This is a genomic window from Amycolatopsis sp. NBC_00345 (assembly GCF_036116635.1).
Lineage (GTDB): Bacteria > Actinomycetota > Actinomycetes > Mycobacteriales > Pseudonocardiaceae > Amycolatopsis.
On the sequence record NZ_CP107995.1, the window covers coordinates 8664236 to 8690683 of the forward strand.

Consider the following 26448-nt stretch of genomic DNA (forward strand, 5'->3'; position numbering starts at 1 on the left):
CCGGATCCCGCTCGATGCGCTTGACTGGCCCCCATGCGGCACAACGCGCGGCGGCCGCCGTCGGTGGCGGGGCGGGTGCTGGACGTGCTGGGCGCGTTCACCTCCGAGCGCCCCGTGCTCACGCTGTCCGAGCTGAGCCGGCGCACCGGGCTGCCGCTGTCGACCACGCACCGGCTCGCGGCGGAGCTGGTGGGCCGCGGGGCGCTGCAGCGGGACGGCGACGGGAAGTTCCGCGTCGGGCTTTGGCTGTGGGAAGTGGCCTCCCTCGCGCCGCATGGGGCGCAGCTGCGGGAGAGCGCGATGCCGTTCCTGGAGGACCTCTACGAGGCCACGCACCAGAACGTGCAGCTGGCCGTGCTCGACGGCGCCGAGGTCGTGTACATCGAACGCCTCTCCGGCCGGCACGCGGTGAACGTGATCTCCCGCGTCGGCGGCCGGCTGCCGGTCCACGCGACGGCGGTGGGGCTGGTGCTGCTGGCCCACGCGCCCGCCGACGTCCAGGAACAGATCCTCGCCCGCCCGCTCAAACGGTTCACGGACCGGACCATCACCTCGTCCGAACGGCTTCGCCGTGTGCTCGCCGACGTGCGCCGCGAGGGTTACGCGGTCAGCGACGGCCAGATCGAGCTGATCGCGCTGTCGGTCGGCGCCCCGGTGCACGGACCGGACGACACCGTCGTCGCCGCGGTCTCCGTGGTCGTGCCGGCGGAGGGGACGGACCCTCGCACGCTGGTCCCCGCCGTGCGGGCCGCGGCGCGCGGGATCTCGCGGGTGCTGGGCGCCCCGCGCGCACTGCGGCTTTCCGAAGACGCCCATCGCGAGACTCATGAAGGCTTCCACTGAGTGGAAGTACGCACGCGCCGGGCCACCCGGATCCCGCAGTCTGACGGGGAAACCCAGGCCGCGGAGGTGGTGTGCGTCCCGTCACGTCGGCGCCGGACGCCGAGCGCCTCGACGATCTTGGGTCGTTGTGCTCAGATGAAGGGGAGAAGTTGGACTGCATGGCCAGCCCGCGGGAGGCCACCAGCAGGCTGTCGTGTCCGTTACCGGCGACCGAGGTGACCGGCGGTCCGGTCGTGCGCTTGCCGGAGGAGCAGCGATGAGCACCGTGGGTACCGGATCCGAGACCGTGCTGGTGGTCGGAGGCGGGCAGAGTGGCTTCCAGGCCGTGGCGTCCTTGCGTGACAAGGGGTTCGCCGGCCGCGTGGTCCTGGTCGGGGACGAGCCGGGGGTGCCGTACCAGCGACCTCCGTTGTCGAAGGCGTACCTGAAGGGCACGGCGGGCGACGAGGCGCTGCGGCTGCGGCCGGAGGACTTCTTCGCCGAGAAGGACATCCAGCTCGTGGCCGGCCGCGTGAGCTCGCTCGACCGGGGCGCGGCGCAGGCCGTGCTCGAAGACGGTTCGAAGCTCAACTACGACCACCTCGTGCTGGCCACCGGCGCGCGCAACCGGACGCTGCCCGTGCCCGGCGCGGACCTCGACGGCGTGCTCATGCTCCGCACCCGGGAAGACGCCGACCGGCTGCGCAGCGAGCTGGAGGGCGCCCGTGACGTCGTGGTCATCGGCGGCGGGTTCATCGGGCTGGAGTTCGCGTCGCACGCCGGGCGGCCGGTGACGGTCGTCGAGGCGCAGGACCGGCTGTTGGCGCGCGTGGCTTCGCCCGAGGTGTCGGAGTTCTTCGCCCGGCTGCACCGCGACGCCGGGCACACCGTGCTGCTCGGCACCGGCGTCACCGCGCTGCACGGCGAGGGCCGGGTCGAGTCGGTGGAGCTGTCCGACGGCCGGCGGCTGCCCGCCGACCTGGTGGTGGTCGCCGTGGGCGTGGTGCCGGAGACCGGGCTGGCCGCGGCCGCCGGGCTGCCCGTGACCAACGGCGTGGTCGTCGACGAGCACCTGCGCACCGAGGACCCGAAGATCTTCGCGATCGGCGACTGCGCCAACTTCCCGTGTGTGCAGGCCGGCTCCGCGACCCGGCTGGAGTCCGTGCAGAACGCCGTGGACCAGGCCCGTTCCGTCGCCGCTTCGATCACCGGCGGTTCCGCGCCGTACGACAGCCTGCCGTGGTTCTGGACCGACCAGACCTCCGCGAAGCTGCAGATCGTCGGCATCCTGGTGAACGCCGACCAGACCGTGGTCACCGGCGACATCACCGAGGGCAAGTTCTCCGTGCTGTCGTTCCGCGACGGCGTGCTCATCGCGGTCGAGTCGGTGAACCGGCCCGCCGACCACATCGCCGCCCGGCGGCTGTTCACCGCCGAGCAGCGTCCGTCCTATGTGGATCTGAAGGCCAGCGCGTTCGACCTGAAAGCCCATGTGAAGTCGCGCTCCGCGGCTTGAGACCCCACCTCGGAGGTACCCCCGTTGCGCACCCAGGTCGCCGTGATCGGCGCCGGCCCCGCCGGACTGCTGCTGTCCTACCTGCTCCACCAGGCCGGGGTCGACGCAGTGGTGCTGGAGGCCCGCGACCGCGAGTACGTGCGGCAGCGGGTGCGCGCGGGGGTGTGCGAGCAGCCGACGGTGGAGCTGCTCACCGAGATCGGGCTCGGCGACCGGCTGGCGCGGGAGGGCCTGCCGCACGAAGGTTTTTCCCTGCGCTTCGACGGCGCCGACCACCGCATCGCGCTGACCGAGCTGACCGGCCGGGCGATCACGGTGTACGGCCAGCAGGAGATCGTCAAGGACCTCGTGGACGCACACGAGGAGCGCGGGCTGCCCCTGCACTTCGAGGTATCCGACGTCTCGCTGTCTGATGTGGACACGGAACGGCCGGTGGTTCGCTACCGTGACGCGTCGGGCTCACTGCAAACCCTGGAGTGTATGGCGATCGCGGGCTGCGACGGGTTCCACGGCGTCGCTCGTCCGTCCATTCCGGACGGTGTGCTGAGCTTCTTCGAGCGTGAGTACCCCTTCGCGTGGCTCGGCGTGCTGGCGAAGACGCCGCCCTCGCACGAGGAGCTGATCTACACCCACCACGAGCGCGGGTTCGCGCTGCACAGCATGCGTTCGCCGGAGATCACGCGGCTGTACCTGCAGGTGGACCCGGCCGAGGACCTGGCCGCCTGGTCCGACGACCGGATCTGGTCCGAGCTGGCCGAGCGCCTCGCCGTCGACGGCGAGTTCACCCTGCGCGAAGGCCCGATCCTGGACAAGGGCATCACGCCGATGCGCAGCTTCGTCGCCGAGCCGATGCGCCACGGCCGGCTGTTCCTCGCGGGCGACGCCGCGCACATCGTGCCGCCGACCGGCGCCAAGGGCATGAACCTCGCGGTGGCCGACGTCCGGGTGCTCTCCCGCGCGCTTGTCGCGCTGTCCAAGGGAGACGCCTCGCTCACGGAGTCCTATTCGGACACTTGCCTGCGTCGCGTGTGGCGGGCGGAGCACTTCTCCTGGTTCATGACCACGATGCTGCACACCGACCCGCACGCGGACCCCTTCGCCCGCCGGCTGCAGCTCTCGCAGCTGCGCTACACCGCCACGTCGAGGGCGGCGGCGACCAGCTTGGCCGAGAACTACGTCGGGCTTCCGTTCGCCTAGCGGTCTGTTTGGCCGTTTCGAGGGCGGCGACCGTCAACCCAGGGTTGACGACGCCGGATCGTCAACCTACAGTTGACGGCATGACCTACCCGGTGAAGCTCGACGACCTCATCACCGCCATCAAGTCCAACCAGGACCACGACGCGCTCGGGCAGCTGTCCGACGCCGTTTACCTCGGCGAGCACCTCGGTGAACTCGCCGATCACCTGATCGGCCACTTCGTCGACCAGGCCCGCCGGTCCGGCGCGTCCTGGACCGAAATCGGCGCCAGCATGGGCGTTTCCAAACAAGCGGTGCAGAAGCGGTTCGTGCCGAAGGTCGATCCCGGCGGCGATCCAGGGGGGATGATCCAACGGCTCTACGGCCGCTACACCGACCGCGCGCGGCACGTGATCGTCGCGGCCCAGCAGGCGGCGATCCAGGCCAAGAGCCCCGGCATCGACACCGCGCACCTGGTGCTGGGCCTGCTTTCCGAGCCGGCCGCGCTGGCGGCGGGGGTGATCGTGTTCCAGGGCGTCTCGCTCGACGCCGTCCGCGAGGCGGCCGAGGCCCGGCTGCCCGAGCCGGTGGACGACGCGCCGGACCCGATGCCGTTCACCGCGGCGGGGAAGAAGGCGCTGGAGCTGACCCTGCGGGAAGGACTGCGCCTCGGGCACAACTACATCGGCACCGAGCACATCCTCCTGGCCCTGCTGGAACAGGGCGAGGGCGCGGGTTACGAGGTGCTCTCCGGCCTCGGCGTCACGAAGGAGCCGGCGGAGGCGAAGATCAAGGAAGCTCTCGCCGAGATCGTGGCCGCCCGGCAGCTGTAACCCGCTCCCGGCGGATGCCCTGAAGGCCACCATGAGGGCATATCCGACCCTCATGGTGGCCTTCAGGGACTCGGCCCGGAAAGCCCGGAAATGCCGTCAAGGCCTCCTTACCCGCGTCGGACGCGGGTAAGGAGGCCTTGACGGACTTCGTCTTGATCAGGCCGGGGACTCGGTCCGGTCCTCGGTGGCCCAGGCCGTGTGGAACGAGCCTTCGCGGTCCACCCGGCGGTAGGTGTGCGCGCCGAAGTAGTCACGCTGGCCCTGGACCAGCGCGGCCGGCAGGCGGTCGGCGCGCAGGCCGTCGTAGTAGGCCAGTGCGGTGGAGAAGCCCGGCGTCGGGATGCCGAGCTGGACGGCGGTGGAGATGACCGAGCGCCAGGAGTCCTGGGCGTCCTCGACGGCCTTGCGGAAGCCGCCGGAGGTGAGCAGGGTCGGCAGGCCCGGCTCGTCGGCGTAGGCCGCGGTGATGTCGTTGAGGAACTTCGCCCGGATGATGCAGCCGCCACGCCAGATGGAGGCGACGCGGCCGAGGTCGATGTCCCAGCCGTACTCGCTCGCGCCGGCCTGGATCTGGTTGAAGCCCTGGGCGTACGCGACGACCTTGGACGCGTACAGCGCCTGCTCGACGTCGTCCGCGAAAGTCTCCAGCGCGGCGCCGGTCAGCGGCGTACGCGAAGGCCCGCCGAGACCACGGGCCGCCGAGCGCAGCGGCTTCGAGCCCGAGAGCGAGCGGGCGAACACGGCTTCGGCGATCCCGCTGATCGGCACCCCGAGGTCGAGTCCGATCTGGACGGTCCAGCGGCCGGTGCCCTTCTGCTCGGCGGCGTCCTCGACGACGTCGACGAACGGCTTGCCGGTGGCGCTGTCCACGTGCTTGAGCACGTCCGCGGTGATCTCGATCAGGTAGGAGTCGAGCCGGCCGGTGTTCCAGGTCTTGAACACGTCGGCGATCTCGGCCGGCCCGTAGCCCGCGGCGCCGCGCAGCAGGTCGAACGACTCGGCGATCAGCTGCATGTCGGCGTACTCGATGCCGTTGTGCACCATCTTCACGAAGTGGCCCGCGCCGTCGGCGCCGATGTGGGTGCAGCAGGGCTCGCCGTCGACCTTCGCGGAGATGTCCTCGAACAGCGGGCCGAGCGACTCGTACGACTCCTTGGAGCCGCCGGGCATGATGCTCGGGCCGTTGAGCGCGCCCTCCTCGCCGCCGGAGACGCCGGTGCCGACGAAGTGCAGCCCGCGCTCGCGCAGCGCCTGCTCGCGGCGGCGGGTGTCGGCGAAGTGCGCGTTGCCGGCGTCGACGATCACGTCGCCCGGCTCCAGCAGCGGCGCGAACTCCTCGATGACGGCGTCGGTGGGCCCGCCCGCCTTGACCATGATCACGATCTGCCGCGGCCGTTCGAGTGCGTCGACGAACTGCTGCGCGGAGTACGCGGGGATGAAGTCGCCCTCGTCGCCGAACTGCTCCACGAGCGAGCGGGTGCGCTCCTCCGAGCGGTTGTGCAGGGCGACCGTGTGCCCGTGCCGGGCGAGGTTCCTGGCCAGGTTGCGGCCCATGACCGCCAGGCCGGTGACCCCGATGCTCGCCTTCTTGCTCATCCGAACCCTTTCCGAAGTCTCTGCCGGAGTACGACACTAGTCCGCGCGCCCGCCCGTGACGCCCGAGAGAACACTCACCTGCCAAGCGGGAATGATCTGGGGGCGGATCGATTCAGGAGAAGCAGCGGATCGGCGCCCCGTTGTAGGCGACCATGTCGGTGATGGCCGCGCCGAGGTCGAGCGGCGCGCCCCACTCGGCGCCGTCCAGTTCGGCGTACGCGCGGTGGAGGTTGCCGGCCAGCCGCTCCTGCTCGGACAGCTTCTCGAACGCGCCGAGGTCCGTCTCCTTCGCCAGCTCCAGCGGCGACAGCTTGGCCGCCTTGCCCCGCGACGCCGTGTCCTGCACGAAACCCAGGTACGCGTCCACGGTGTCCACCACGTCCAGCCCGCACGCCGGGCCGTGGCCGGGCAGGATCACGGCCGGCTCCAGCTCGCGGATCACGTCGAGCGAGGCGCGCCAGCCCGCGACCGAGCCCATCAGCGCGAACGGGCTGCCGCCGTTGAACACCAGGTCGCCGGCATAGAGCACGCGCTGCTCGGGCAGCCAGGCGAGCACGTCGTTGGTGGTGTGCGCGGCGTGGCCGGAGTGGATCAGCTCGATGCGGGTCTCGCCGGCGTACACGGTCAGCCGGTCCTCGAAGACGACCTCCGGCGCGCGCAGCTCCAGGTGGCCCCAGTCGTTGCCGGGGAAGATGCTCTCGTACAGCTGGATGCCCTCGGCGAGCATCACGTCGCGCGTCTTGCGCTGGCCGACGATGGTGGCGCCCTCGACGAGGTAGTTGCCGTTGGTGTGGTCGCCGTGGTGGTGGGTGTTGATCAGCGTCGTGACCGGACCGGTCGCCGCGGTGACCGTCTCCAGCAGCGCGCGGGTGCGGCGTTCCGTGGAGCAGGTGTCGATCAGGACGGTGTGGTCGCCCGCGTCGACGAAGCCGCAGTTGTTGATGAACCAGGAGCCGTCGGGCTGCACGTAGCCGAAGACGCCATCGGCCAGGCGTTCGACGCCGGCCGCGCTGGGGGAGCGATCGATCATGCGGTCGACTATGCCCTATTCGGAGCAACGGCGAGGTCCGGATTGTCGGCTAACGGCTGGTCCGGCCGAGTGACAACAAGTGACAACGGGGGTGACTGGCGTTTCCCGTCATTTCCTGGAACGCTGCGCAGTGTCATCATCGAACCCCGTTGGGTCAAGTACTAACCTGGGTGGTTCGAACGTTCGTGCGCCGGCGGGGCTTCAGGGCAGCTGCCGGCGATTTAGTGGTCCGGGAGAGCAAGGCTGATGGCGAGCACCGTCACCTCGCGCCGGAAGCAGCTCGGCAACGAGCTCCGGCATGCCCGCAACGCCGCGCGGATGACACAGCAGCAAGTCGCCGAGGTTCTCGGCTGCACCCAGGGCAAGGTCAACAAGATCGAGTCCGGTGCCGTCGGTGTCAAGCTCGGGGATGTGCGCTCCATGCTGAACGCGTTCGGGATCAACGGCGAAGAGGCCGACACCCTGATGAACCTGGCGCGGGCCGCCGCCGGGCAGCGCGGCCATTGGTCGGGCTACCGGTCCGTGGTGCCGCACTGGTTCCGGACCTTCACGGACCTGGAGCCCGCCGCCGCGGAGATCCTCACCTGGCACGGCGAGCGCGTGCCGGGGCCGCTGCAGTCCGAGCACTACATGCTCAAGCAGTTCACCGAGGCGGGCGCCACGGACGTCACGGCGCTGGTGCGCAACCGGCTCGACCGCAAGGCCGTGTTCGAGCAGCAGCAGCCGCCGTACTACCGGTTCATCATCAGCGAGGGCGCGCTGCGGCGGGCCCCCGGCGGCTTCGCGCCCGCGGTGATGCTGGACCAGGTGGAGCACCTGCTCGCGCTCGACCGGCACCCGCGGGTGTACGTGCACGTGCTGCCGTTCGGCGCCCGGCTCGCGGCCGTGCCCAACGACTTCACGATCATGCGCTTCCCGGACCGCACCCGTGACTTCGTCTACATCGAGCACTCGGCCGGCGGGCTGTACCTCGACGACGTCAAGGACTTCAACATCTTCGTCGACTCCTGGGACCGCCTGCGCGGCGCCGCGCTGGAGCGGCAGGAGACCCGGCAGTTCCTCAAGGAGCTGGCCGAGGGGTACCGGGCGCAGATGCAGTGACGAGCCGTTCCAGGATCGGCACGGCCGCTTCCGGCCCGGGCAGCGCGTTGATCTCCGCCTGAAGCTTGAGAACGGCCGCGCGCGGGGACGCGAGCAGTTCCACCGCCGCGTCGCGGATCTCGGCTGGCGTGGCCCGTTCGGGGTCCAGTGCCTTCGCCGTGTGAGACGACGAGGTCGGTGTCCGGCAGCAGTTCGGCTTGGGGCACAAAGCGTTCGACGCGCACGTGGCCCGGCTGCGGTCCGAAGACGGCCGGGTCGATCTGGGCGCCGACGGTCACCGTCACCCTCGCGTCCAGCTGGGCCAGCCCGGCGATGCCGCGTTCGAACAGGTCGCCGGATTCGAGGTTGAAGTTCGTGCCGAGCGTGAAGTAGACCCCCGGCGGCTCGTGCGCCGGGCGCGGTGCCAGCGGCGGGCCCGGCCGGAAGAGGAACGCCGTCCCGCGGTCGCGCAGGCCCGGCGGGAAGGACGACAGGACGAGGTCGCCGTCGAGCATCGTCAGCGCCGGGTCCGGCGGCAGGCCGTGCTCGGCCCGCAGCTCGTGCAGCGGCTCGGCGACGAGCTCGCGGCGCAGGAAGGCGCCGGCCGCCAGGACGAGCACCGTCGCGCAGGGCAGGCCGAGCCGCTCGGCCGCGATGGCGGAGCCGAAGTCCGCCTCGTCCCGCACCACGACGTCCGGCCGCCACTCGCGGGCGATGTCCAGCAGGGCGCCCGCGCGCGCCCGGCCGCCCCGCCGCGCGAACAGCTCCTTCAGCTCCCAGTCGTCCCGCGCCGGGTCGACGGGCGGCAGCGGCACCCGGACCGGCGCGCCCGGGTCCACGTCCGGGACGGGACTCGTGGCGATCGCCGTGAACCCGGCCCGTTCGATCGCCGGGACCTCCCGCCCCGCCCCCGCGACGGCCACGGCGTGCCCGGCCGCCGCCACGGCCCGCGCGACGGGCGCCATCGGGTCGAAGTGCCCACGGCCGCCGGCGAAGGTGAAGAGAAAGCGCATTCCCGGCAAGGTAGTGGGCGGCGGAGTGATGTGCCGCACCCTTTTCCCCGCCCCGGATGTCACCCGTACGGGGGCCGGTCGGCAGACTGGTACCCCACACGCGCCCCGGGCGAAAGGGAGAACAGCTGATGACGCAGGTACCGGACCCCGAAGCCCCCGAGGGCGTCGACCTCGAACGGCCCAACGCGGCCCGGATCTACGACTGGTTCCTCGGCGGCACGGCGAACTGGGCGATCGACCGCGAGTTCGGCGAGCGGGCCGTCAAGACGTTCCCGACGATCAAGAGCATCGCGAAGCTCGGCCGCCAGTTCCTCGGGCGCGGGGTGCAGTACATGGCGAACCAGGGCATCGACCAGTTCCTCGACCTCGGGTCGGGGGTGCCGACCGTCGGCAACGTGCACGAGATCGCCGTGTCGGTGAACCCCAACGCGCGCTGCGTGTACGTCGACAACGAGCCCGTCGCCGTCGCGCACTCGCAGATCCTGCTGGAGCGCGAGGGCGTCGCCGACCGGCACGCGGTGATCCACGGCGACCTGCGGTACCCGGGCGACATCTGGCCGCGGGCGCTGGACACCGGCGTGCTCGACCCGAAGCGGCCGATCGGGCTGATCATGTGCGGCGTCCTGTACTTCGTCGGCCCGGAAGAGGGCGCGCTCGAGATCGTGCGCAAGTACCTGTCGCTGGTCCCGTCCGGGTCGTACTTCCTCGCTTCGCACCTGACGAACGACGGTGTCAAGGCGCCCGACGGGGAGAGCCGGGACGAGATCCAGGAGCAGTACAAGCAGTCCAGCACGCCGTTCCACCACCGCACCCGCGAGGAGTTCGCGGAGTTCTTCGAGGGGCTGGAGCTGGTCAAGCCCGGCATCACCTGGGTTCCGGACTGGCACCCGGACGAGGCCGCGGAGAGGCTGATCAACCGGATCGCGGACGACCCGTCCTTCAGCGGTGCCCTCGGTGCGATGGGGCGCAAGCCCTGAATACAGGCGCGCCCCGGGGAAGTGGCCCGGGGCGCGTGTGTGGTGGGAGCGGTGGAAAGTCAGACCCGGGACGAGCCCAGGCCGTGCAGCAGCGGGGTCAGGTCGACCCTCGCTTCGAGCGGTCGCGTCGCGCGGACCAGGTCCGGCTGGCGCGGCGTGGGCAGGTCGACGTCGGTGTCCCATCGCATGGGCGTGCGCAGCGGCGCCTGGATCAGGCTGCGACCGAAGCGGCTGCGCAGTTCGTGACCGATCCCACGCCGGACGCGAGTGTGTTCGTCCTCACGGCGAAAGAGCGTGGTGAGCCGGACGGCCATGGGATCACACCCCCAGTTCGGGTTGCGGGTACCGGGGCTGGTCAGCACCGGTCAGACCGAGGCAGCGCTCGCACGGCATTCCCGTGCCCGGCGCCACCCACTCCACGTCGGCGGGGAGAAGCTTCTCCCCGCACCGCGCGAGCACCCGGGCGCCGGAACTCCCGGCGTCCACCTCGAAGACATGCGTGACGCGGCGGGATTCGCCCGTGGTGCCGGGCGCGAGCCTGCCGGTCACCAGCAGTTTCGCCGTCATGTCGTCTTGGATGAGCACTCTGTCCCTCTCCCGAGGTCCGCGAGTTGGCCGGTTGTCGATGAGGGTTGGGCCGAATGCAGCAAGCCATTCACCCACCATCACTGCCCCGATCGGTACGATTAATCCTACTCCTGGAATAATCTTCATGTCGAGATCGGGCCGAGTTGATCACCCGCTTGGCCCTGCGGTTTGCTCCGTAGTGACAGAAAGAAGCCGGGGACGTGCGCCGCGACCGCACGCCGTGGCCGAAGACTCGGAGGTACGACCCATGGCGGATTATCCGTCGTCCCCGGATTACGACCCGAACACCACAAAGTCGCTGTTCGAGGACGCCGCCTGGGAGAAGTCGTTCGCCAGCGAGCCCAACGGCGGCAACTGCGTCGAGATCAACCTGGGCCGCAACGGCTTGGTCGGCGTCCGCGACACCAAGCTCACGCAGAGCCCGGTGCTGGTCTTCGACGCGGGCGAGTGGGAGGCCTTCCTGGTGGCGGTGAAAGCGGGACAGTTCGACCTGCCGCCCAGCACCTGAATTCGGCCACCTCGTGAGACCTTCACCAAATGTCACTCGATGGGGTGAGCCCCGTTGACCCAGGGTGGCGATCGCGCCTGATGTGGCCTGCTCTGTGCGGCTGCTCTCGTTCAACGCCCTGAAGGCCACCTTCAGGGTCGTAGATGCCCTCAAGGTGGCCTTCAGGGGCAGCCGGGCCGGGTGATGGCGGCCCGGCTGCCCTTCAGGCGGCGGCCGGGATCCCGCCGCCGCGGAGGCGGGACCGGGTGCGCCGCCAGGCGAGGACCACCAGTACCACCAGCACGATCAGCGGCAGGGTGCTGATCGCCCAGCTGAGGCCCATCGGCGGGCCCGGCTGTTCCAGCACGGTCAGGTTCTTCAGCTCCCCGACGCCCTGGCCCTGCGGCCCGTCGACGGCGAACTTGAACGTCCACGCGCCCTCCGCCGCCAGCGACCGGATGTCCAGGCCCCACACGTCGCGCTTGCGCGGGTGGCGGGCCAGTGGCTGGGGCCGGGTGAAGTGGTTGCTCTCCGGGTTGAACATGGAGAGCGTGCCGGTCTTGGTGCCGATGCCGCCGTCCGGGATGAAGGTGAAGTCCAGCGACTGCATCGCGCGCAGCGGCCACGTCGAGAAGCCGATGGTCAGCCCGTACGGCCCGGCCTGCACCCGCTCGGTGTGGACGATGTTGACCGGTTCGTACGCGTTCGCGGGCGCGGCGGAGATGAACAGCAGTCCCACCACGGCGCACAACGCCAGCAAGGTCTTACGCATCGGTGTTCTCCTTAGGCGAGTTACGCGAGGCGGGGGCCAGCAGCCGCAGCATCCCGCCGAACCGCCACCCGGCGAACCCGCCGAGCAGCCCCAGCGCGCCCGCCACGAACCCGGTGGCCAGCACCGTCGGCAGGTCGACGACCCGGAGCGAATAGATCCAGACGTCCTGCAACGGCATGCTCAGCCCGATCAGCAGCCCGCCGATCCCGCCGGCCACCACCGACACCCGGCCCGGCTGCCAGCTCCGCTGCCGCGACAGGACGAACAACAGCTCCAGCACCGCGGCCACCGGCAGCAGCAGCATCGGCATCAGCGCGGGCATGTCCGGCACGCCGCTCACGTAGTCGCGCACCGGCAGCCCGACGAGGTCCGCGTACGCCCGCGCCGCCCAGGGCGAGAACCACCAGAACAGGGCCTGGATCACGGCGAGGATCGCGGCCGTCGCCACCGCGCCGCCCGGACGGCGCTGGAAGCTCGCGCCCGCGGTGACCATCAGCACCGCGAGCAGCGCCGTGCCCACCGACGTGGCCGACACCGGCTCGATGTTGACCTGCTGCAGCCCCAGCACCGTGACCGCGCTGAACGCGATCAGCACGGCCAGCGAGCCGAACACCCCGGCCCGGCCCCAGCGGTGCTCCCGCGCCGCGGCGAAGACCATGGTGGTGCCGATGATCGACAGCGTGATCGAGAGCAGCAGCCCGATGTGCGGCGGCGAGTCGATCACGGCGTCGAAGCCGTACAACCCGTGCCACCACTGGTCCCACAGCCCGTAGAGCAGGAAGGCCGCGGCGCCGACGCCGGACACGAGGTAGCCGGCCGGCGCGGCGAACGTCCGGCCGAACACGTTGACGGCGCGCCCGCCGATCCGCGGGTCCACCGGCCGTCCGGCGCGCTGGGCCGCCGTGGTCAGCAGCACCACGGCGAGGCTGGCCAGCCCGACGATCGCGCTGCCCGCGTACAGGAACAGGTGTGGCAGCGTGAAAAACGTGTCCGGGCCGACGTCGCTGTGCCACTGCACGTCCCAGGTGAGCCCGATCATCGAGATCACCGAGCCCCCGAGCACGGTGCTCGCGGGCACGAGCCCCGGGCGTGCCCTTCTTGTCGTGACGGCCACTCGGGCCCCCGACGCGGTGAGATCCATCCCCGTCCCCTCCTTTACTGGTTGACCTACTGGTTGACCAACACGGGAAAAACGACCTGGGCGGCGCCGGCGGGCCCGCGCAGGGAGACCGTGATCTCCCACTGCCCGGACATCGGCAGGCCGACGTCGGCGGCGCGGAAGCGGCCGGGGCCGTCGGCCGTCGCGGGCACCGGCGTGATCGCGTGGCCCATCTGCGGCATCACCGGCTCCACGGTGACGCCCTCGGGCGCCGCGCCGGTGACGTCGAAGGCGAACGTGTTGCCGCCGACGCGCGGCGAGTCCGTGGACAGCTGCACGGTGTACGGCCCGGACGTCGAGCGTTGCACCGTCGGGCCGCTCGCGCCGCCACCGCCCCAGAGCAGCCAGCCGAGCAGCACGGCCGCCACCACGACGACCACGGCGATCAGCACCACCGGACGACGTCTTTGGCTTGGCACCGCTGGGATTTCGGCGGTCACTGTCCCCCTCCTTCCGCGGCCGGCACGTCGAGCACCACCGGGACGGTGACGACGGACCAGCCGCGCTCGGCCTGCAGCCACAGCCGGTACCGGCCGGGCGTGGCGAACGTGTAGGTGAACGGCACGTCGGGCCCGTAGGCGGCGACGGTCTCGTCCGGGATCCCGGTCAGCCCGGGGACGTACGGCGGCATCGCGTGCGCGTGGGCCCAGGTCGGCGCCGTCGCCGCGGCCGCGCCCACGCGGTCGGCCGAGGGCAGCGGGCCGACCACGATCAGGTGCCCCAGCATGCCGAGCCACGGCTGCAGGTCGCCCTCCGGGAAGTGCGCGGTGACCGTGACCGGCACGCCGGCCGTGACGGCCGTGGTGGTGACGTCCACGGGAACCCCGTCGACCACGCGTTTCCCCGGCCCCGCGGGCAGTGCGGCCGGGCCCGGCGCTCCGGGGACGGCGGTGATGTCCACAGTGGACCGGGCCAGCTGCACCCCGCCGCCGCGGCGTTCCAGCTCCGCGGACACCGCGTACGTGCCGGATTCCGGTGGCACGAGCCGCACTCGGTACTCGCCGGGCGCGACGCGCACCGGGTGCAGGTGCCACAGCCGCCCCGAGGGCGAGACGACGACCAGGTGCACCAGCGCGTCGTCGTGGATCACCAGGTCGTCGGCCGGGCGGCCGGTGGAGCCGTCGGTGAAGCGCAGGTCCAGCTCGGCCGGTTTTCCGGTGGTGGTAAGGGTTTTCGCGGTGAAGTTGACCGGCGGGCGCGAGTAGTCCGTGACCGGCAGCCGGGACAGCGCGTACGGGTCGGTGACGTTGTCGACGGTCGGGTCCAGCTGGCTGCCGGGCGCGGGCGGCGGGGGCGTGCTCGCCGAGAGCAGCGCGCCGGTGACCGCGACGGCCAGCGCCGCGACCATCCCGCCCGCCGGTACCAGCGCGTACGCCGTCCTTCGCGAGCGAAGCGCGACGCCGAGCGCGAGAAGCAGGAAGACGCCCGCCGCGACGAAGCCGCCGTACGTCGCCTTCTCCCACGGCGGCACCACGCGCGCCGGGATGACAAACGGGATCGTCGCGGTGGGCCCGCCGGCGGCGTCGGTCAGCCCCAGCTCCCATGGCCCGGGCTGGTCGACCTGCAGCGTCCCGGAGTAGATGCCGGGCGCCGCGCCGAGCGTGACGTCGCCGCGCGAGACGACCACGCCGGCGGCCGCGACCTGCAGGTGGATCGTGCCCGGGGTGGTCCCGGCGTGCGTGACGACGTCGACGTGCAGCGGCCCCGGCGTCACGTCGATCCGCCGGATGATCACGGTCAGCTCGCGTGCGCCGAGGGTCTGCGCCACCTGGATGTCATTGCCGACCGGCGCGCCGTCGGCGTGCGCGGTACCGCCGCCGAGCGCGATTCCCAGTGCGCACAGCAGTCCCAGCAGCGCCGCGCGCCGCCCCCTCGTTGTAGTCCCCATCAAAACTGAAACTAGCGGCGCGGCGGGCCCGGAATCGTCACGGCGGCGGGGGAAGAACCGTCCCCAACACGGGGGAGGGGGACCCTTAGGTACCCAGGAACTCGCGCAGCCGGCCGACGACGGCGTCCGGCTGTTCCTCGGGCAGGAAGTGGCCGCACTCGGCCAGGCCGACGCCGGTCACCTGCTCGGCGTACTCGCGCCAGATGTCGAGCGTCGGGAGCTTGCCGAGCAGGCCGTTCTTGCCCCAGAGGACGAGCAACGGCTGCGTGACGCGGCGGCCCGCGGCGAAGTCGGCGTTGTCGAGGTCCGCGTCGTGCGGGAAGGACGCGCGGTAGTCGTCGAAGCCGGCGCGCAGCGCTCCCGGGGCGGAGAAGGCGCGGACGTACTCGGCGATGTCGTCGGCGGCCAGGCCCTGGCGCTGGAAGGTCCAGCGCTCGAAGAAGTAACCCAGGTACGCGGCGATGTTCTGGCCCGCGAGCAGCTCCGGCAGGTCGGGCTGCAGGTGGAAGAGCCAGTGCCAGTAGCCGTTCGCGATGTCGCCGTCGAGGCGGCGCCACATCTCGCGCGTCGGCGCGATGTCCAGTACGGCCAGGCGTTCGACCTGGTCGGGGCGGTCCAGCGCCCAGCGGTGGCTGACGCGCCCGCCGCGGTCGTGCCCGACGACGGCCACCCGTTCGAAGCCGAGCTGCTCCGCGAGCCCCGCGACGTCGGCGGCCATCGTGCGCTTGTCATAGCCGCCAAGGGGTTTGTCGGTGCGGCCGTACCCGCGCAGGTCGGGCGCGATCACCGTGTGCGTCTCGGCGAGCTGCCCGCCGACGCGGTGCCAGCAGTGCGACGTCTGCGGCCAGCCGTGCAGCAGGAAGACCGGCGGGCCGTCGCCGCCGCGGAGGTAGTGCATCCGGAGGTCGCCGACTTGGGCGGTGGAAGATTCTAACTGGCTCATAGGGTTAGACGGTAGCCGCTCGACTAACCGGCGGCAACGGTTAGAATCAGCCGCATGGACTGGGTCTTCGACGGCGGGCGGCCGTGCCTCGACCTCGTCAACACGCTCCGCTCGCGGCACCTCGCCGAGAACGTGGAGCTGCTGACGTCGCCGGAGGCGCTCGCCGAATGGCTGAGGCTGGCGGGTTTCGCCGTCGGCCGCGCGCCCGTGACCAGCGAGAACGTGACCGCGGCGAAGGCGCTGCGCGAGGCCGTCAACCGGCTGCTCACATCGCCGCCACCGCGCGCGGCCGACGTGCTGATCGTCAACAACGCCGCGGTGTCACCGCCTCCCGCGCGCCTGCGCCTCGACGACGGTGCCCTGCGTCGCGAGGTCGCCACCCCGCCGGACTGGGTGGCGACGGCCTTCGGCGCCATCGCCTCGGACGCCGTCGAGCTGGTCACCTCGGGCACGCTCGTCCGGATCTGCGCGGCGGACGACTGCGGTCTGCGTTTCCGCGACGCGTCACCGCGCCGGACGCGGCAGTGGTGCTCCATGTCCCGCTGCGGGAACCGGGCGAAGGCGCGGGCGCACTACGCCCGGGCTCAGGGCAGGAACCGGTAGGCCCACGGGTGCGCGCGCAGCCAGACGTTCAGCTTCCCGATCCAGCGCATGTGCGCGGTGCGCAGCGGTGGCGGGACGAGTGCGCCCAGGATCCTTGCCACGCGGCGGAAACGCGTGAACCGACGCTGGTCTTTGGAGGTCCACTGTAGACCAATCCGGGCGCGGAACTCCGGTGGCAGCGTCGCGCGGAGGAGGAACAGCTGGGCTTGGGCTTGACGCCGTTGCAGCGGCCGCCACCAGCGGTCCGGCAGCCACCGGGCGGGTTTGCGGACGGTGCGGATGGTGTGCAGGAGCGTGGTGATGGTGTCGTTCGGCTCGAAGCCCGCGACCATCCCGGCGTAGTACTCCTCGAACGCGGCCCAGTCCGGCGGCAGGTCCCGCTCGCGGACGCCGAGCGTCCGGCCGATGTCGCACATCTGCGCGTAGTACTCGTCCAGCTCCGATGTGGACAGTGGACGGCCGAAGAATCGTTGTACGTCAACGGGAACCTTGACCAGCGTAGCGTGCACCCAGGCGTAGGCGGCCGGGTCGAGCGCGCTGTAGCGGCGGCCGTCGTCGGTGCGGCCGGTGAACGTCCGGTGCAGCTTCCGCAGCCGGTCGGCCTCGACGCGGGCGCCGTCCGCGCCGCCGTAGACGTAGATCGACAGCGAGGCGCCGGTCCGCATCAGCCGGGTCCACGGGTCCTCGGTGTAGTCCGAGTGGTCGCGCACGCCGGCCGCGACCACGGGGTGCGCGACCTGCAGCACCAGCACCTGACCGGCGAGCAGCACGTCACGGAAGTCGCCGAAGTACCGCCACGCGGCGGTCCCCCTCACGACCGGCGGCGCCACGTCACACCTGCGCGCCGCGCAGCAGCATCATCAGCGGCTCGGCGGCCGGCACGTCGACACCGGTCGAGAACCGGCGCAGCTGCAGCCCGGCGATCAGCGCGACCACGGGCCCGGCCAGCCGCTCCGGCTCCGTGACGCCGAGCGCGCGCAGGATCGCGGTGGCCAGATCGTCGTACGCGGCGAAGCAGCGCGAGGACGCTTCGCGCAGCGCGGGATCACGCGCGGCCTGGAGGTACAACTCGTGCGGCGCCAGCTCGTCCGTGCCGAAGGGCAGCTGCTCGATGACCTGCTCGACCACGGCGGCGCCCTGTTCGAGGCTGAGGCCCTTGGCGCGGTGCGCGTCGACGATCGCCGTGAGCTTCGCCGTTTCCTCCTCGGCGAACAGCAGCATGGCCTCGCGCAGCAGCTCGGTCTGGCTGGGGAAGTGGTAGGTCAGCGTGCCGAGGGAGACGCCGGCGGCGGCCACGATCCGCCGGTTGGTCAGGCCGCCGACCCCGACCTCGCCGACCACTTTCAGCGTCGCGCGCAGGATCGAGTCGCGGGTGCTCACCACACCGTCGCGGGCTGTCGCTCCTGCCATCGTTCGACCTCTTCCAGTTGCGCGGCAACGGAGATCAGCCGCTCTTCGGCGTGTGACGGGCCGAGCAGCTGCGCGCCGAGCGGCAGCCCGTCCGCGGTCCGCCCGGCCGGGACGTTGACCCCCGGCCAGCCCAGCACGTTCCACGGCCAAGCGTAGGGGCACGCGGCGATCATCGTCTGGTCGGTGCGCCAGCCGGTGAGGCCGTCGAACGTGCCGACGGCGGGCGGCGGGGTCGCGGTGGTCGGGGTCAGCAGCACGTCGACGCGGCCGAACACCGAGCCGATCCGGCGCTGCAGCGCGGGTTCCGCGGCCCGCGCGAGCTTCAGCGCCGGCCCGGCGAGCAGGCGGCCCTGCTGGGCGTTGCTGCGGGTGCGCGGGTCGAGCGCGGCCACGGCGGGGACACGGCGGGTCCAGTCGCGTACGCCGGTGAGCGAGCGCGGCAGGAAGGTCAGGCCGACCAGGCCGTAGTCCGGCTCGATCTCGACGATCTCGTGGCCCAGCGCGGCGAGCTTCTCGGCGGTGTCGCGCACAGCGGCCTCGACCACCGGGTCGAGCCGGGTTTTTGTTGCGGTGAAAGCGATCCTGGTGGACAGGCCGATGCGCAGCCGTCCCGGTTCCCGCTTCGCGGCGGTCTGGAACGCCGTGCCCGTGCCCGCGGTGACGTCGAGCAGCAGCGCGGCGTCGCCGACCGTGCGGGCCAGCGGGCCGAGCACGGTCAGGCCGTAGAACAGCTCGCCGTCGGTGGGGATGCGGCCGCGCTGGGGCTTGATCCCGACGAGGCCGGTCCACGCGGCGGGGATGCGCACGGAGCCCGCGCCGTCGGAGCCGAGCGCGGCCGCCACGATCCCCGCGGCGACGGCGGCGGCCGACCCGCCGGAGGAGCCGCCGGGCGTGTGGTCAGGCTGCCACGGGTTGCGCGTCGCGCCGAACGCCTGGCCTTCCGTGAACGGCCATTGGCCCAGCTCAGGGGTGTTCGTCTTGCCGACGATCACCGCGCCGGCCTGCTTAAGCCGGGCGACCGCGGGCGCGTCGGCGATCGCGACGGGGAAGTCGCCGGGGCAGCCGAACGCCGTGGGCAGGCCGGTGATGTCCACGTCGTCCTTGATCGCGACGGGCACGCCGAGCAGTGGGGCGCGGTCGCCGTTCGCGAGCCGGCGGTCGGCCTCGACGGCTTCGGCGACCGCGTCCTCGTCGCGGATCCGGCGGAACGCGTTGAGCACCGGCTGGCTCGCGTTCGCCCGCTCCAGCGCGGCGGCGGTGAGCTCCGCGGACGTGACGGCGCCACTCGCGAGCGCGGCGGCCTGCGTGGCCAGACCGGCGAACGCGGTCGTTTCGGGGCTGACGGTCATCAGCTGCTCCCGTCTCTCGTTCGTTCGAACGAACGTTACCACGCCTAGCTGGGGCAGCCGGCTCAGAAGAACAGGTCGACCAGCTCCTGGGGTGGGTTGTCGCCGAAGAGGTGCAGGAAGAACTCACTGCCGTCGGTGGGGGTGGCGTTGCGTGTGAACATCGCCATTTCGAACTCGCTGAGCGCGGCTTCGACGTCGCCGGGGTGCGCGGCGATGGCCCGGCCGAGTTCGGCGCCGTCGAGCATCGCGTTGTTGGCGCCCTCACCGTCCGGGGGTGCGAGGTGGGCGGCGTCGCCGATGAGGGTCACCCCGGGAAGCCGGTCCCACCGGCGCCCGATCGGCAGCGTGAAGAGCGGCCGCAGGACCGGCGGGGTGTCGCCGTCGGTGATCAGCGAGGTGAGTTCCGGGGCCCAGCCGTCGAACTCGCCCGCGATCCGGGCGGTGGCCGCGGCCGCGTCGGTGAAGTCGATCGCGGCGAACCAGTCCTGGGGCTTGGTGAGGATCACGTAGGTGTGCAGGGTCGCGCCGCGCTCCCGGTGAGCGTTGATCGACCGGCTCTCCGCGGTCGCGGTCAGTGATCCGCCGCCGACGGCCTTCGCGGCCGCCGGGTGGCGCTCGTCGGCGTCGTACAGCCAGGTCTCGACGAACGACTCGCCGGTGTACTCGGGCATCGCGTCGGACAGCAGCGGCCGGACGCGGGACCAGGCTCCGTCGGCGCCGACCAGAAGGCTGGTGACGGTGGTGGTGCCGTCGGTGAAGGCCACCTCGTGGCGGCTTTCGCCGAGGCCGCGGACGTCGCTGACCTTGCGGCCCCAGCGGACGGTGCCGGGTGGGAGCGAGTCGAGCAGCAGCCGGCGCAGCTCGCCGCGCTGCACCTCGGGGCGGCCGCCGGTGCCGTCGTCGGCCTTCTCGAACAGCACCGCGGCGTTCTGGTCCAGGATCCGCATCGCCTGGCGGCCCTCCAGCGCCAGGCCGCGGAACTCGTCCATGAGGCCGGTGGCCTCGACGGCGAGCTGGCCGTTGTAGTCGTGGATGTCGAGCATCCCGCCCTGGGCGCGGGCCGTCGGGGAGGGCTCGGCTTCGTAGACGGCGGCCGGGAAACCGTGCCGGTGCAGGACCCGCGCCAGGGTGAGGCCGGCGAGGCCCGCGCCGATGATGGTGACCGGAGTGGACATGTTCGCTCTTCTCGTGATCGTCGCCGTTGTGCTTGCCTGCTCAGGCTGGCGGCCGCCGCTGTCGGGGCGCGCACGCGCGGCTGGCATGGACCTGGCAGCCCCGCACGGACCGTGTCAGCCATCGCGCTCTCGCGGCCCGACAACGGTTACGGTGAACCCAGAACCGCTTCAGCCCACGGAGGATCGATGACGTTCGACTTCGGCCGTTTTCCCGCTCTCGAAGCGTTTCCGCGGGCCGGGCTGGGCGGCTGGCCGACGCCGCTGGTCCCGGCGCCGCGGCTCGGCGAGGCGCTGGGCCTGTCGAACCTGCTGCTCAAGCGCGACGACGTGCACCCGCTCGGCGTCGGCGGCAACAAGCTGCGCAAGCTCGACTTCCACCTCGGCGCGGCGCTGGCTTCGGGCGCCGACACCGTGATCACGTTCGGCGCGCTGCAGACCAACCACGGCCGTCAGACGGCCGCCGCGTGCGCGCGCCTCGGCCTGCGGTGCGAGCTGGTGCTCACCGCGAAGGTCCCGCGCTCGGGCGAGGCGTACGAGCGCTCCGGCAACATCCCGCTCGACCTGCTGTTCGGCGCCCGCGTGCACGTGTGCGCCGACGACGAGGAGACCGGGCGGCGGTATGACGAGCTGGTGACCGAGGCCGTCGCGGAGGGCCGGAAGGTCGCGACGATCCCGGTCGGCGGCTCGGACGCCTTGGGCTCGCTGGGTTACCTGGACGCCACGCGCGAGCTGGCCCACCAGCTGTCGGACTCGGGCATCAGCCAGGCCCGCATCGTCGCCCCGCACGCGAGCGGCGGCACGGCGGCGGGCATCGCGCTCGGGACGGCGCTGCTGGGCTCGCTGGGCGCGGACTTCGCGTGCGTGAGCCATCCGATCGGCGAGTCCACGGAGAACCTGACGCACCTGGTCACGTCGGCCGCGCAGCTCATCGGCATCGACACCCCTTCGCTGGACCACGTGTGGATGAGCGACTCCACCATCGGCGAGGGCTACGGCATCCCGGCGCCGGAGACCTGGGGCGCGCTGCGGCTGTTCGGCCGCACCGAGGGCGTCGTCCTGGATCCGGTCTACTCGGGCAAAGCCGCGGCCGCGCTGGTGGAGTGGTCGGCGGCCGGCCGCTTCGACCCGGACGAGACGGTGGTCTTCGTCCACACCGGAGGCCTGCCCGGGTTGTACGGCTACGCCCCGGAATTCGCGGACGCCGTGGCGGACTGAGGTCCCTGAAGGCCACCTTCAGGGACCTCAGTGCCCTGAAGGTGGCCTTCAGGGCACGCGGTTGTCAGCTTCGCTCGGCTTTGAGCTGCGAAGCGGCGGGCGCCAAAGCCGTCGCCCGGGCGGCGTCCGTCCGGACCGCGATGCGGACCAGGCCCAGCAGCAGGACGACGTCGGAGACCAGCATCAGCCGCTGCGTCACCCCGATCGGCAGGGCGTCCGCGAGCACGTGGAACGGGGCGATGCCCGCTTCGTCCAGCCGGACGAACAGGAAGCTCAGCCCGAACAGCGCCAGCACCACCACGCCGAGCCGCAGCCAGCGCACCACAGTGGCGCGGTGCGGGCTGTCGCGCAGCGGGTCGAGCAGGGTGATGGCCGCGCCCGGCAGGCTGGTGAACGCCACCAGGCACGAGTACATGTGGATGTCGCCGCTCAGCGGGTTCGGGTTCTGCGGGTAGCTGGCCGGGAAGACCGCCGCCGTCGCCAGGCCCAGTGACCACAGCGTGAGCAGCACCCGCGTGGTCCGCGGCAGCGGCACGCCCGCCGCCACCAGCGTGCCGAGCACGGCGAGCGAGCCGATGGCCAGCGAGAGCACGCTCGCGCCGAGCATGCCCTGGCCGCGGTCGGTGATGATATAGCTGGAAAGCGTGTCGTACACCGGATCGCGTGAGCTGATCACGTGCAGGACGGTGATCGTGAACATTCCCCACGCGATCGCCGCCAGTGCGGCCAGCCGCCAGATCCGGAGCCCCCGTGAATTCCCCATGCTCCCAGGGTTCCGGGCCAGGGCCGTTCCGTGATCCGGGAAAACCCTGAATTCACCCCTAGTCCTGCCTAGTCCTGACAGGGGTTGAACTCGGCGACGACAAGTGCTTGGTCGTCGTGCCGCTTCGCGCGCGGCCAGCGTTCGCCTGACGGGTCCTGCTTTTCCGCTGTGCGGACGGCGTCCAGCACCGCGTCCGGGCCGCTCGCCCGCGCCAGCCGCAGCACGTCCGGCCAGCCGAAGAGGCGGTACTCGTCGACGCCGATGGAGACGCCGTCGGTGGCCAGCAGCACCGCGTCGACCTCCGCGCGCGGCCACGTGCGCCGCACGGCCTTCTCCGCCGCGGCCGGGTCGGCCTCCGCGACCCAGAAACCGCCCTCGGCGTTGCGTCGGCGGCGGACGTCGGCGCCGGTCTGCAGCAGGCCGCCGTCGCGCAGGGAGAGCAGCCGGTCGTCGGAGACGACGTCGGTGCCGAACTGTCCGAACGCGACGATCGGACTGTCCGCCAGCACAAAGGCTTCCACGCGCTCGGCGTCCCAGCGCACCATCGACACGGTGCTCGACGGCGAGCGTCCCGGTGCCAGTCCCTGCGCCGCCGCTACACCGGCGATGGCCGACGCCAGCGCGGCACCCAGGTCGGCCGTGGGCCGCGCGCGCAGCTCGGCCGCCAGCTTCCGCACGAGTAGCTCCGCGTACCAGCCGCCGGGCGGCAGGTCCGGGCTCGGCGACGTGGCTCCGTCCAGCAGCAGCACGGCGTTGTCCAGCACGACGACGTGGTCTTCGGTGGGCCGGGGCAGGCCGTCCGCGCCGACCCCCGCCCGCTCGGCGATCGCGATCTCGGGCATCAGCCGACTCTAACCCGGGACCCACGGCCTTCCTCAACCCTTGTGAGTGGCGATGACGGTTCTAACCGTCATAAACACTCACGAGCCCTATTGTCAACCAAGGTTGACATGCCCGGTGTTGTCAACCTAGATTGACAGCATGACGGAAGCAATAGACCTGGCCGCACGGGCCGGCGATCGGGATCCCCGCGTGGGGCTTCGCGCGGTCGCGGCGCTCCGTCGGCTGGTGGAACAACTCGAGGCCGTGCAGGTGCGCAGCGCGCGGATGCACGGCTGGTCCTGGCAGGGGATCGCCGCCGAGCTGGGGGTCAGCCGGCAGGCGGTCCACAAGAAGCACGGGAGGAACTGATGTTCGAACGGTTCACTGTCGACGCGCGGATGGCCGTGGTCGAAGCCCAGCTCGTGGCGCGGGAGCTGGGCTCGCGGGAGATCTCGCCGCAGGACGTGTTCGCGGGCCTCGCTAGAACGGAGAACGGTGACGCGCAACGGCTGCTGGAGCAGCTGGGCGTCTCCCGCGACGAGGTGCTGGCCGAGCTGGAGCGCATCCGGCGCCGTGGCGGGATCAGCGACGCCGACGTCGAGGCGCTCACGGAGTTCGGCATCGACGTCGAGCAGATCGTCGAGCGCGTCGAGCAGACCCACGGCCCCGGCGCGCTGGCGAGCAGCGGCAAACGCACGCGGCGCGGCCACATCCCGTTCACCGTCGAGGCCAAGAAGACGCTGGAGCTGAGCCTGCGCGAGGCCGTGAAGCTCGGCGACAAGCACCTGGGCCAGGAGCACATGCTGCTGGCGCTGGTGCAGCAGAAGGGCGCGGTCGCCGACCTGCTGGCCGCGCGCGGCGTCGACTACCCGACCGTCCGCCGGGCGGTCGGTCAGCGCGAGGCGGGCTGATGCTGTTCCTGCTGGCGGCGCCCCGTCCGCCACGTGACGAGCGGCAGGAGCGCGTGCGTGAGGGGGCCGATCGACGCCGCGTAGAGCACGGTCCCGACGCCGACACTGCCGCCGAGCAGCCAGCCGAAGGCCAGCACCGTCACCTCGATCCCGGTGCGGACCAGCCGCACCGACCGGCCGGTGCGCGCGGTGAGCCCGGTCATCAGCCCGTCGCGCGGGCCGGGGCCGAGGCGGGTGCCGACGTAGACGGCGGTCGCGACGGCGTTGAGGACCACCCCGCCGGCCAGCAGCACGATCTGCCACGCGAGCACGTGCTGGTCGGGCAGCACGGCGCGGACGGCGTCGACGGTCACGGAGATCACCGCGATGTTCGCGGCCGTCCCGACGCCGGGGCGCTGGCGTAGCGGGATCCAGAGCAGCAGCACGAACACCGACACGATGGCGGTGACCGTGCCGAAGCTCAGCCCGGTGATCTTCGTGAGGCCGTCGTTGAGCACGTCCCACGGGTCGAGGCCGAGGCCCGCGCGGGTGAGCATCGCCATGCTGGCGCCGTAGAGCGAGAGCCCGCCGATGAGCTGGAGGCCGCGGAGCACGGGGGCCCGGCGGAGACTGAGCGGACTGAGATCGGTAACTGCCACTTCTGCACTATCGGGCACCACTGGTCTGGTAAACCATGGCCAATTGCGGATAATTGGCCTTATGGAACCGCACATCCCACTGGGTAGCCGGATCTCCGGCGAGAGATTGGCCGTGTTACTGGGGGAGTGGCGACGCCGGGGTTCCCGCCAGGGCGCGGCCGATCTCGCCGCGGCCGTCGAGCTGCAGGTGCTCGACGGCCAGCTCCCCATCGGCACCCGGCTGCCCGCGGAGCGGGAGCTGGCCGAGGCACTCGCTGTCAGCCGCACGCTCATCGGCGCGGCCCTCGACCGGCTGCGCGAGGACGGCCTGGTCGCCAGCCGCCGCGGCGCCGGCTCGTGGATCGCCGGCACGGGACGGCGCGGGCACGAACGGGCGCTGCCGTCCGGCGAGGGCCTGCTCGACCTGGCGCGCGCCGCGCCGTCCGCGCTGCCCGGGCTGATGTCCGCGGTCGACGACGCGCGGCGAGCCCTCACCGAGTACGTCACCGGCAACGGCTACCTCACCGGCGGCCTGCCGCTGCTGCGTGAGCGGATCGCCGAGCGCTACACCGCGCGCGGCCTGCCGACGTCGCCGGACCAGGTGGTGGTGACCGGCGGCGCGTACTCGGCTTTTGTGCTCTGCCTGCGGATGCTCGCCGGGCCGGGCGACCGGGTGCTCGTCGAGCAGCCGACGTATCCCAATGCGCTCGACGCCATCCGCGCCGCCCACGCCCTGCCCGTGCCGGTGGCGCTCGACCCGGTGCGCGGCTGGGACCTGGCGGGGATCGAGGCCGCGCTGCGCCAGGCGTCGCCGCGGTTCGGCTACCTCGTGGTCGACTTCCAGAACCCCACCGGCCTGCGCCTCGACGCGGCGGGCCGCGAGCGGCTCGGTGGCCTGCTGGCCCGCTCGCGGACCCCGGTGGTCGTCGACGAATCCTTGGTGGAGCTGGATTACGAGGGCGATCCGCTCGACGCGCCCCCGCCGCTGGCCGCGTTCGCCGGTGATCTGACGCTGATGGTCGGCTCCGCCGCGAAGTCCCACTGGGGCGGCCTGCGGCTGGGCTGGATCCGGGCGTCCGCGGACCTGGTGGACCGGCTGGGCTCGTCGCGGTTCGCGGTGGACCTCGGCGCGCCCGTCTTCGAGCAGCTGGTGCTGGCGTCCCTGCTGGAGCCGGCGGGCTACGAGGCGCTGGCGCGTCGCCGGGCGGAGCTCCAGGGCCAGCGGGACGCACTGGTCGGGGCGCTGAAGTGGTACTGCCCGGAGTGGACGTTCGAGGTTCCGTCCGGCGGGCTTTCGCTGTGGTGCCGGCTGCCGGAGCCGATGAGCACCCGGCTGGCGGTCTCGGCCGCCAACCACGGCGTCCAGCTGGCGCCGGGCTCGCGGTTCGGCGTGCACGGGGGTTTGGAGCGGTGGCTGCGGGTGCCGTTCGGGCTGCCGCCGGACCAGCTCTTCGAGGCCGTCCGGCGGCTGAGCATGGCGGCCGCGTCGGTGCGCGGGCTGGCGGCGGTGCCGGCGGTGAATGTGCCGGTCACGTAAGGCTTCCAACGATAAACAGCCGGTGCACCGGATGGTCCGGCCACTCCAGGGAGGGTGGCGGTCGCATCCGGCGCACCGGCTGTTCGTCACCCGCTCCGCGAACGGAACGGGCACCGTGGCGGCTTCCTGGCACAGCCCCTCGACGTGCCGGGAAGCGCCGACGGCT

The 26448-nt window shown here is 71.9% G+C and carries 28 protein-coding genes; 12 read left to right on the plus strand and 16 right to left on the minus strand.

Annotation, left to right across the window (positions count from 1 at the left end):
• Positions 1 to 33 precede the first annotated feature (33 nt).
• The 4 genes from OG943_RS39290 to OG943_RS39305 all read left to right on the plus strand — a co-directional run bounded on the left by OG943_RS39290 (position 34) and on the right by OG943_RS39305 (position 4347).
• The gene (locus tag OG943_RS39290; protein ID WP_328605974.1) at positions 34 to 843 is read left to right on the plus strand and encodes an IclR family transcriptional regulator; all 810 of its coding nucleotides are present in this window, start codon (positions 34 to 36) and stop codon (positions 841 to 843) included.
• 256 nt (positions 844 to 1099) lie between these two features.
• The gene (locus OG943_RS39295) at positions 1100 to 2338 is read left to right on the plus strand and encodes an NAD(P)/FAD-dependent oxidoreductase (protein ID WP_328605975.1); all 1239 of its coding nucleotides are present in this window, start codon (positions 1100 to 1102) and stop codon (positions 2336 to 2338) included.
• A 24-nt stretch (positions 2339 to 2362) separates the two neighbouring features.
• On the plus strand, positions 2363 to 3535 hold the full coding sequence (locus tag OG943_RS39300; protein WP_328605976.1) for a 4-hydroxybenzoate 3-monooxygenase: 1173 nt from the start codon (positions 2363 to 2365) through the stop codon (positions 3533 to 3535).
• Positions 3536 to 3615: 80 nt separating this feature from the next.
• On the plus strand, positions 3616 to 4347 hold the full coding sequence (locus OG943_RS39305; protein ID WP_328605977.1) for a Clp protease N-terminal domain-containing protein: 732 nt from the start codon (positions 3616 to 3618) through the stop codon (positions 4345 to 4347).
• A 156-nt stretch (positions 4348 to 4503) separates the two neighbouring features.
• Here OG943_RS39305 and gndA read toward each other — a convergent pair whose 3' ends face one another.
• Both gndA and OG943_RS39315 read right to left on the minus strand, forming a co-directional pair.
• On the minus strand, positions 4504 to 5943 hold the full coding sequence (gene gndA / locus OG943_RS39310; protein WP_328605978.1) for an NADP-dependent phosphogluconate dehydrogenase: 1440 nt from the start codon (positions 5941 to 5943) through the stop codon (positions 4504 to 4506).
• 112 nt (positions 5944 to 6055) lie between these two features.
• A complete protein-coding gene (locus OG943_RS39315; protein ID WP_328605979.1) occupies positions 6056 to 6973 on the minus strand; it encodes an MBL fold metallo-hydrolase in 918 nt (305 codons plus the stop codon).
• A 246-nt stretch (positions 6974 to 7219) separates the two neighbouring features.
• On the opposite strand from OG943_RS39315, the gene OG943_RS39320 reads away from it, so the two are divergent.
• Positions 7220 to 8074 (plus strand): helix-turn-helix domain-containing protein, encoded by an 855-nt coding sequence (locus tag OG943_RS39320; protein ID WP_091618280.1) that lies wholly within the window; start codon positions 7220 to 7222, stop codon positions 8072 to 8074.
• A 1120-nt stretch (positions 8075 to 9194) separates the two neighbouring features.
• Positions 9195 to 10043 carry an SAM-dependent methyltransferase gene (locus OG943_RS39330; protein WP_328605980.1) on the plus strand — a complete coding sequence of 283 codons (849 nt, stop codon included), beginning with the start codon at positions 9195 to 9197 and terminating at the stop codon, positions 10041 to 10043.
• A gap of 59 nt (positions 10044 to 10102) precedes the next feature.
• On the opposite strand, the gene OG943_RS39335 is transcribed toward OG943_RS39330, so the two are convergent.
• Entirely contained in the window at positions 10103 to 10357 is a 255-nt protein-coding gene (locus OG943_RS39335) for a hypothetical protein (RefSeq protein ID WP_091618282.1), read from the minus strand.
• 4 nt (positions 10358 to 10361) lie between these two features.
• The gene (locus tag OG943_RS39340; RefSeq protein WP_328605981.1) at positions 10362 to 10628 is read right to left on the minus strand and encodes a hypothetical protein; all 267 of its coding nucleotides are present in this window, start codon (positions 10626 to 10628) and stop codon (positions 10362 to 10364) included.
• A gap of 250 nt (positions 10629 to 10878) precedes the next feature.
• Between OG943_RS39340 and OG943_RS39345 the strand changes: the two genes are divergently transcribed.
• The gene (locus OG943_RS39345; protein ID WP_328605982.1) at positions 10879 to 11139 is read left to right on the plus strand and encodes a DUF397 domain-containing protein; all 261 of its coding nucleotides are present in this window, start codon (positions 10879 to 10881) and stop codon (positions 11137 to 11139) included.
• Between the two features lie 202 nt (positions 11140 to 11341).
• Here the strand turns inward: OG943_RS39345 and OG943_RS39350 are convergent, their stop codons facing one another.
• The 5 genes from OG943_RS39350 to OG943_RS39370 form a co-directional block, all read right to left on the minus strand.
• On the minus strand, positions 11342 to 11890 hold the full coding sequence (locus OG943_RS39350) for a hypothetical protein (protein ID WP_328605983.1): 549 nt from the start codon (positions 11888 to 11890) through the stop codon (positions 11342 to 11344).
• Positions 11883 to 13031, minus strand: a complete 1149-nt coding sequence (locus OG943_RS39355) for a hypothetical protein (protein ID WP_328605984.1) — start codon at positions 13029 to 13031, stop codon at positions 11883 to 11885. Before OG943_RS39355 ends, OG943_RS39350 begins: the two co-directional genes overlap by 8 nt.
• Before the next feature lie 26 nt (positions 13032 to 13057).
• Complete coding sequence (locus OG943_RS39360; protein WP_328605985.1) at positions 13058 to 13489, minus strand: FixH family protein; 432 nt, start codon at positions 13487 to 13489, stop codon at positions 13058 to 13060.
• Entirely contained in the window at positions 13486 to 14937 is a 1452-nt protein-coding gene (locus OG943_RS39365; RefSeq protein ID WP_328605986.1) for a hypothetical protein, read from the minus strand. Before OG943_RS39365 ends, OG943_RS39360 begins: the two co-directional genes overlap by 4 nt.
• An 85-nt stretch (positions 14938 to 15022) precedes the next feature.
• A complete protein-coding gene (locus OG943_RS39370) occupies positions 15023 to 15880 on the minus strand; it encodes an alpha/beta fold hydrolase (protein ID WP_328605987.1) in 858 nt (285 codons plus the stop codon).
• Between the two features lie 54 nt (positions 15881 to 15934).
• On the opposite strand from OG943_RS39370, the gene OG943_RS39375 reads away from it, so the two are divergent.
• On the plus strand, positions 15935 to 16483 hold the full coding sequence (locus OG943_RS39375; RefSeq protein ID WP_328605988.1) for a CGNR zinc finger domain-containing protein: 549 nt from the start codon (positions 15935 to 15937) through the stop codon (positions 16481 to 16483).
• On the opposite strand, the gene OG943_RS39380 is transcribed toward OG943_RS39375, so the two are convergent.
• The 4 genes from OG943_RS39380 to OG943_RS39395 form a co-directional block, all read right to left on the minus strand.
• A complete protein-coding gene (locus OG943_RS39380; RefSeq protein WP_328605989.1) occupies positions 16465 to 17313 on the minus strand; it encodes an oxygenase MpaB family protein in 849 nt (282 codons plus the stop codon). The genes OG943_RS39375 and OG943_RS39380 overlap by 19 nt on opposite strands.
• Position 17314: 1 nt before the next feature.
• The gene (locus OG943_RS39385; protein ID WP_328605990.1) at positions 17315 to 17893 is read right to left on the minus strand and encodes a TetR/AcrR family transcriptional regulator; all 579 of its coding nucleotides are present in this window, start codon (positions 17891 to 17893) and stop codon (positions 17315 to 17317) included.
• Positions 17860 to 19242 (minus strand): amidase, encoded by a 1383-nt coding sequence (locus tag OG943_RS39390; protein ID WP_328605991.1) that lies wholly within the window; start codon positions 19240 to 19242, stop codon positions 17860 to 17862. The genes OG943_RS39385 and OG943_RS39390 overlap by 34 nt, the downstream gene beginning before the upstream one ends.
• A gap of 62 nt (positions 19243 to 19304) precedes the next feature.
• The gene (locus OG943_RS39395; protein ID WP_328605992.1) at positions 19305 to 20417 is read right to left on the minus strand and encodes an FAD-dependent oxidoreductase; all 1113 of its coding nucleotides are present in this window, start codon (positions 20415 to 20417) and stop codon (positions 19305 to 19307) included.
• 186 nt (positions 20418 to 20603) lie between these two features.
• On the opposite strand from OG943_RS39395, the gene OG943_RS39400 reads away from it, so the two are divergent.
• Positions 20604 to 21632: a D-cysteine desulfhydrase family protein gene (locus OG943_RS39400; RefSeq protein WP_328605993.1), complete on the plus strand. Its 1029-nt coding sequence runs from the start codon at positions 20604 to 20606 to the stop codon at positions 21630 to 21632.
• A 64-nt stretch (positions 21633 to 21696) separates the two neighbouring features.
• On the opposite strand, the gene OG943_RS39405 is transcribed toward OG943_RS39400, so the two are convergent.
• Both OG943_RS39405 and OG943_RS39410 read right to left on the minus strand, forming a co-directional pair.
• Positions 21697 to 22395: a DUF998 domain-containing protein gene (locus OG943_RS39405; RefSeq protein ID WP_328605994.1), complete on the minus strand. Its 699-nt coding sequence runs from the start codon at positions 22393 to 22395 to the stop codon at positions 21697 to 21699.
• A gap of 68 nt (positions 22396 to 22463) precedes the next feature.
• Complete coding sequence (locus tag OG943_RS39410) at positions 22464 to 23237, minus strand: hypothetical protein (RefSeq protein ID WP_328605995.1); 774 nt, start codon at positions 23235 to 23237, stop codon at positions 22464 to 22466.
• 139 nt (positions 23238 to 23376) lie between these two features.
• Between OG943_RS39410 and OG943_RS39415 the strand changes: the two genes are divergently transcribed.
• Positions 23377 to 23586 carry a helix-turn-helix domain-containing protein gene (locus OG943_RS39415; RefSeq protein ID WP_328605996.1) on the plus strand — a complete coding sequence of 70 codons (210 nt, stop codon included), beginning with the start codon at positions 23377 to 23379 and terminating at the stop codon, positions 23584 to 23586.
• Entirely contained in the window at positions 23586 to 24128 is a 543-nt protein-coding gene (locus tag OG943_RS39420) for a Clp protease N-terminal domain-containing protein (protein WP_328605997.1), read from the plus strand. The genes OG943_RS39415 and OG943_RS39420 overlap by 1 nt, the downstream gene beginning before the upstream one ends.
• On the opposite strand, the gene yczE is transcribed toward OG943_RS39420, so the two are convergent.
• On the minus strand, positions 24110 to 24766 hold the full coding sequence (gene yczE / locus OG943_RS39425; RefSeq protein ID WP_328605998.1) for a membrane protein YczE: 657 nt from the start codon (positions 24764 to 24766) through the stop codon (positions 24110 to 24112). The genes OG943_RS39420 and yczE overlap by 19 nt on opposite strands.
• Before the next feature lie 61 nt (positions 24767 to 24827).
• Between yczE and yczR the strand changes: the two genes are divergently transcribed.
• On the plus strand, positions 24828 to 26282 hold the full coding sequence (gene yczR / locus OG943_RS39430; protein ID WP_328605999.1) for a MocR-like transcription factor YczR: 1455 nt from the start codon (positions 24828 to 24830) through the stop codon (positions 26280 to 26282).
• Positions 26283 to 26448: the final 166 nt, after the last annotated feature.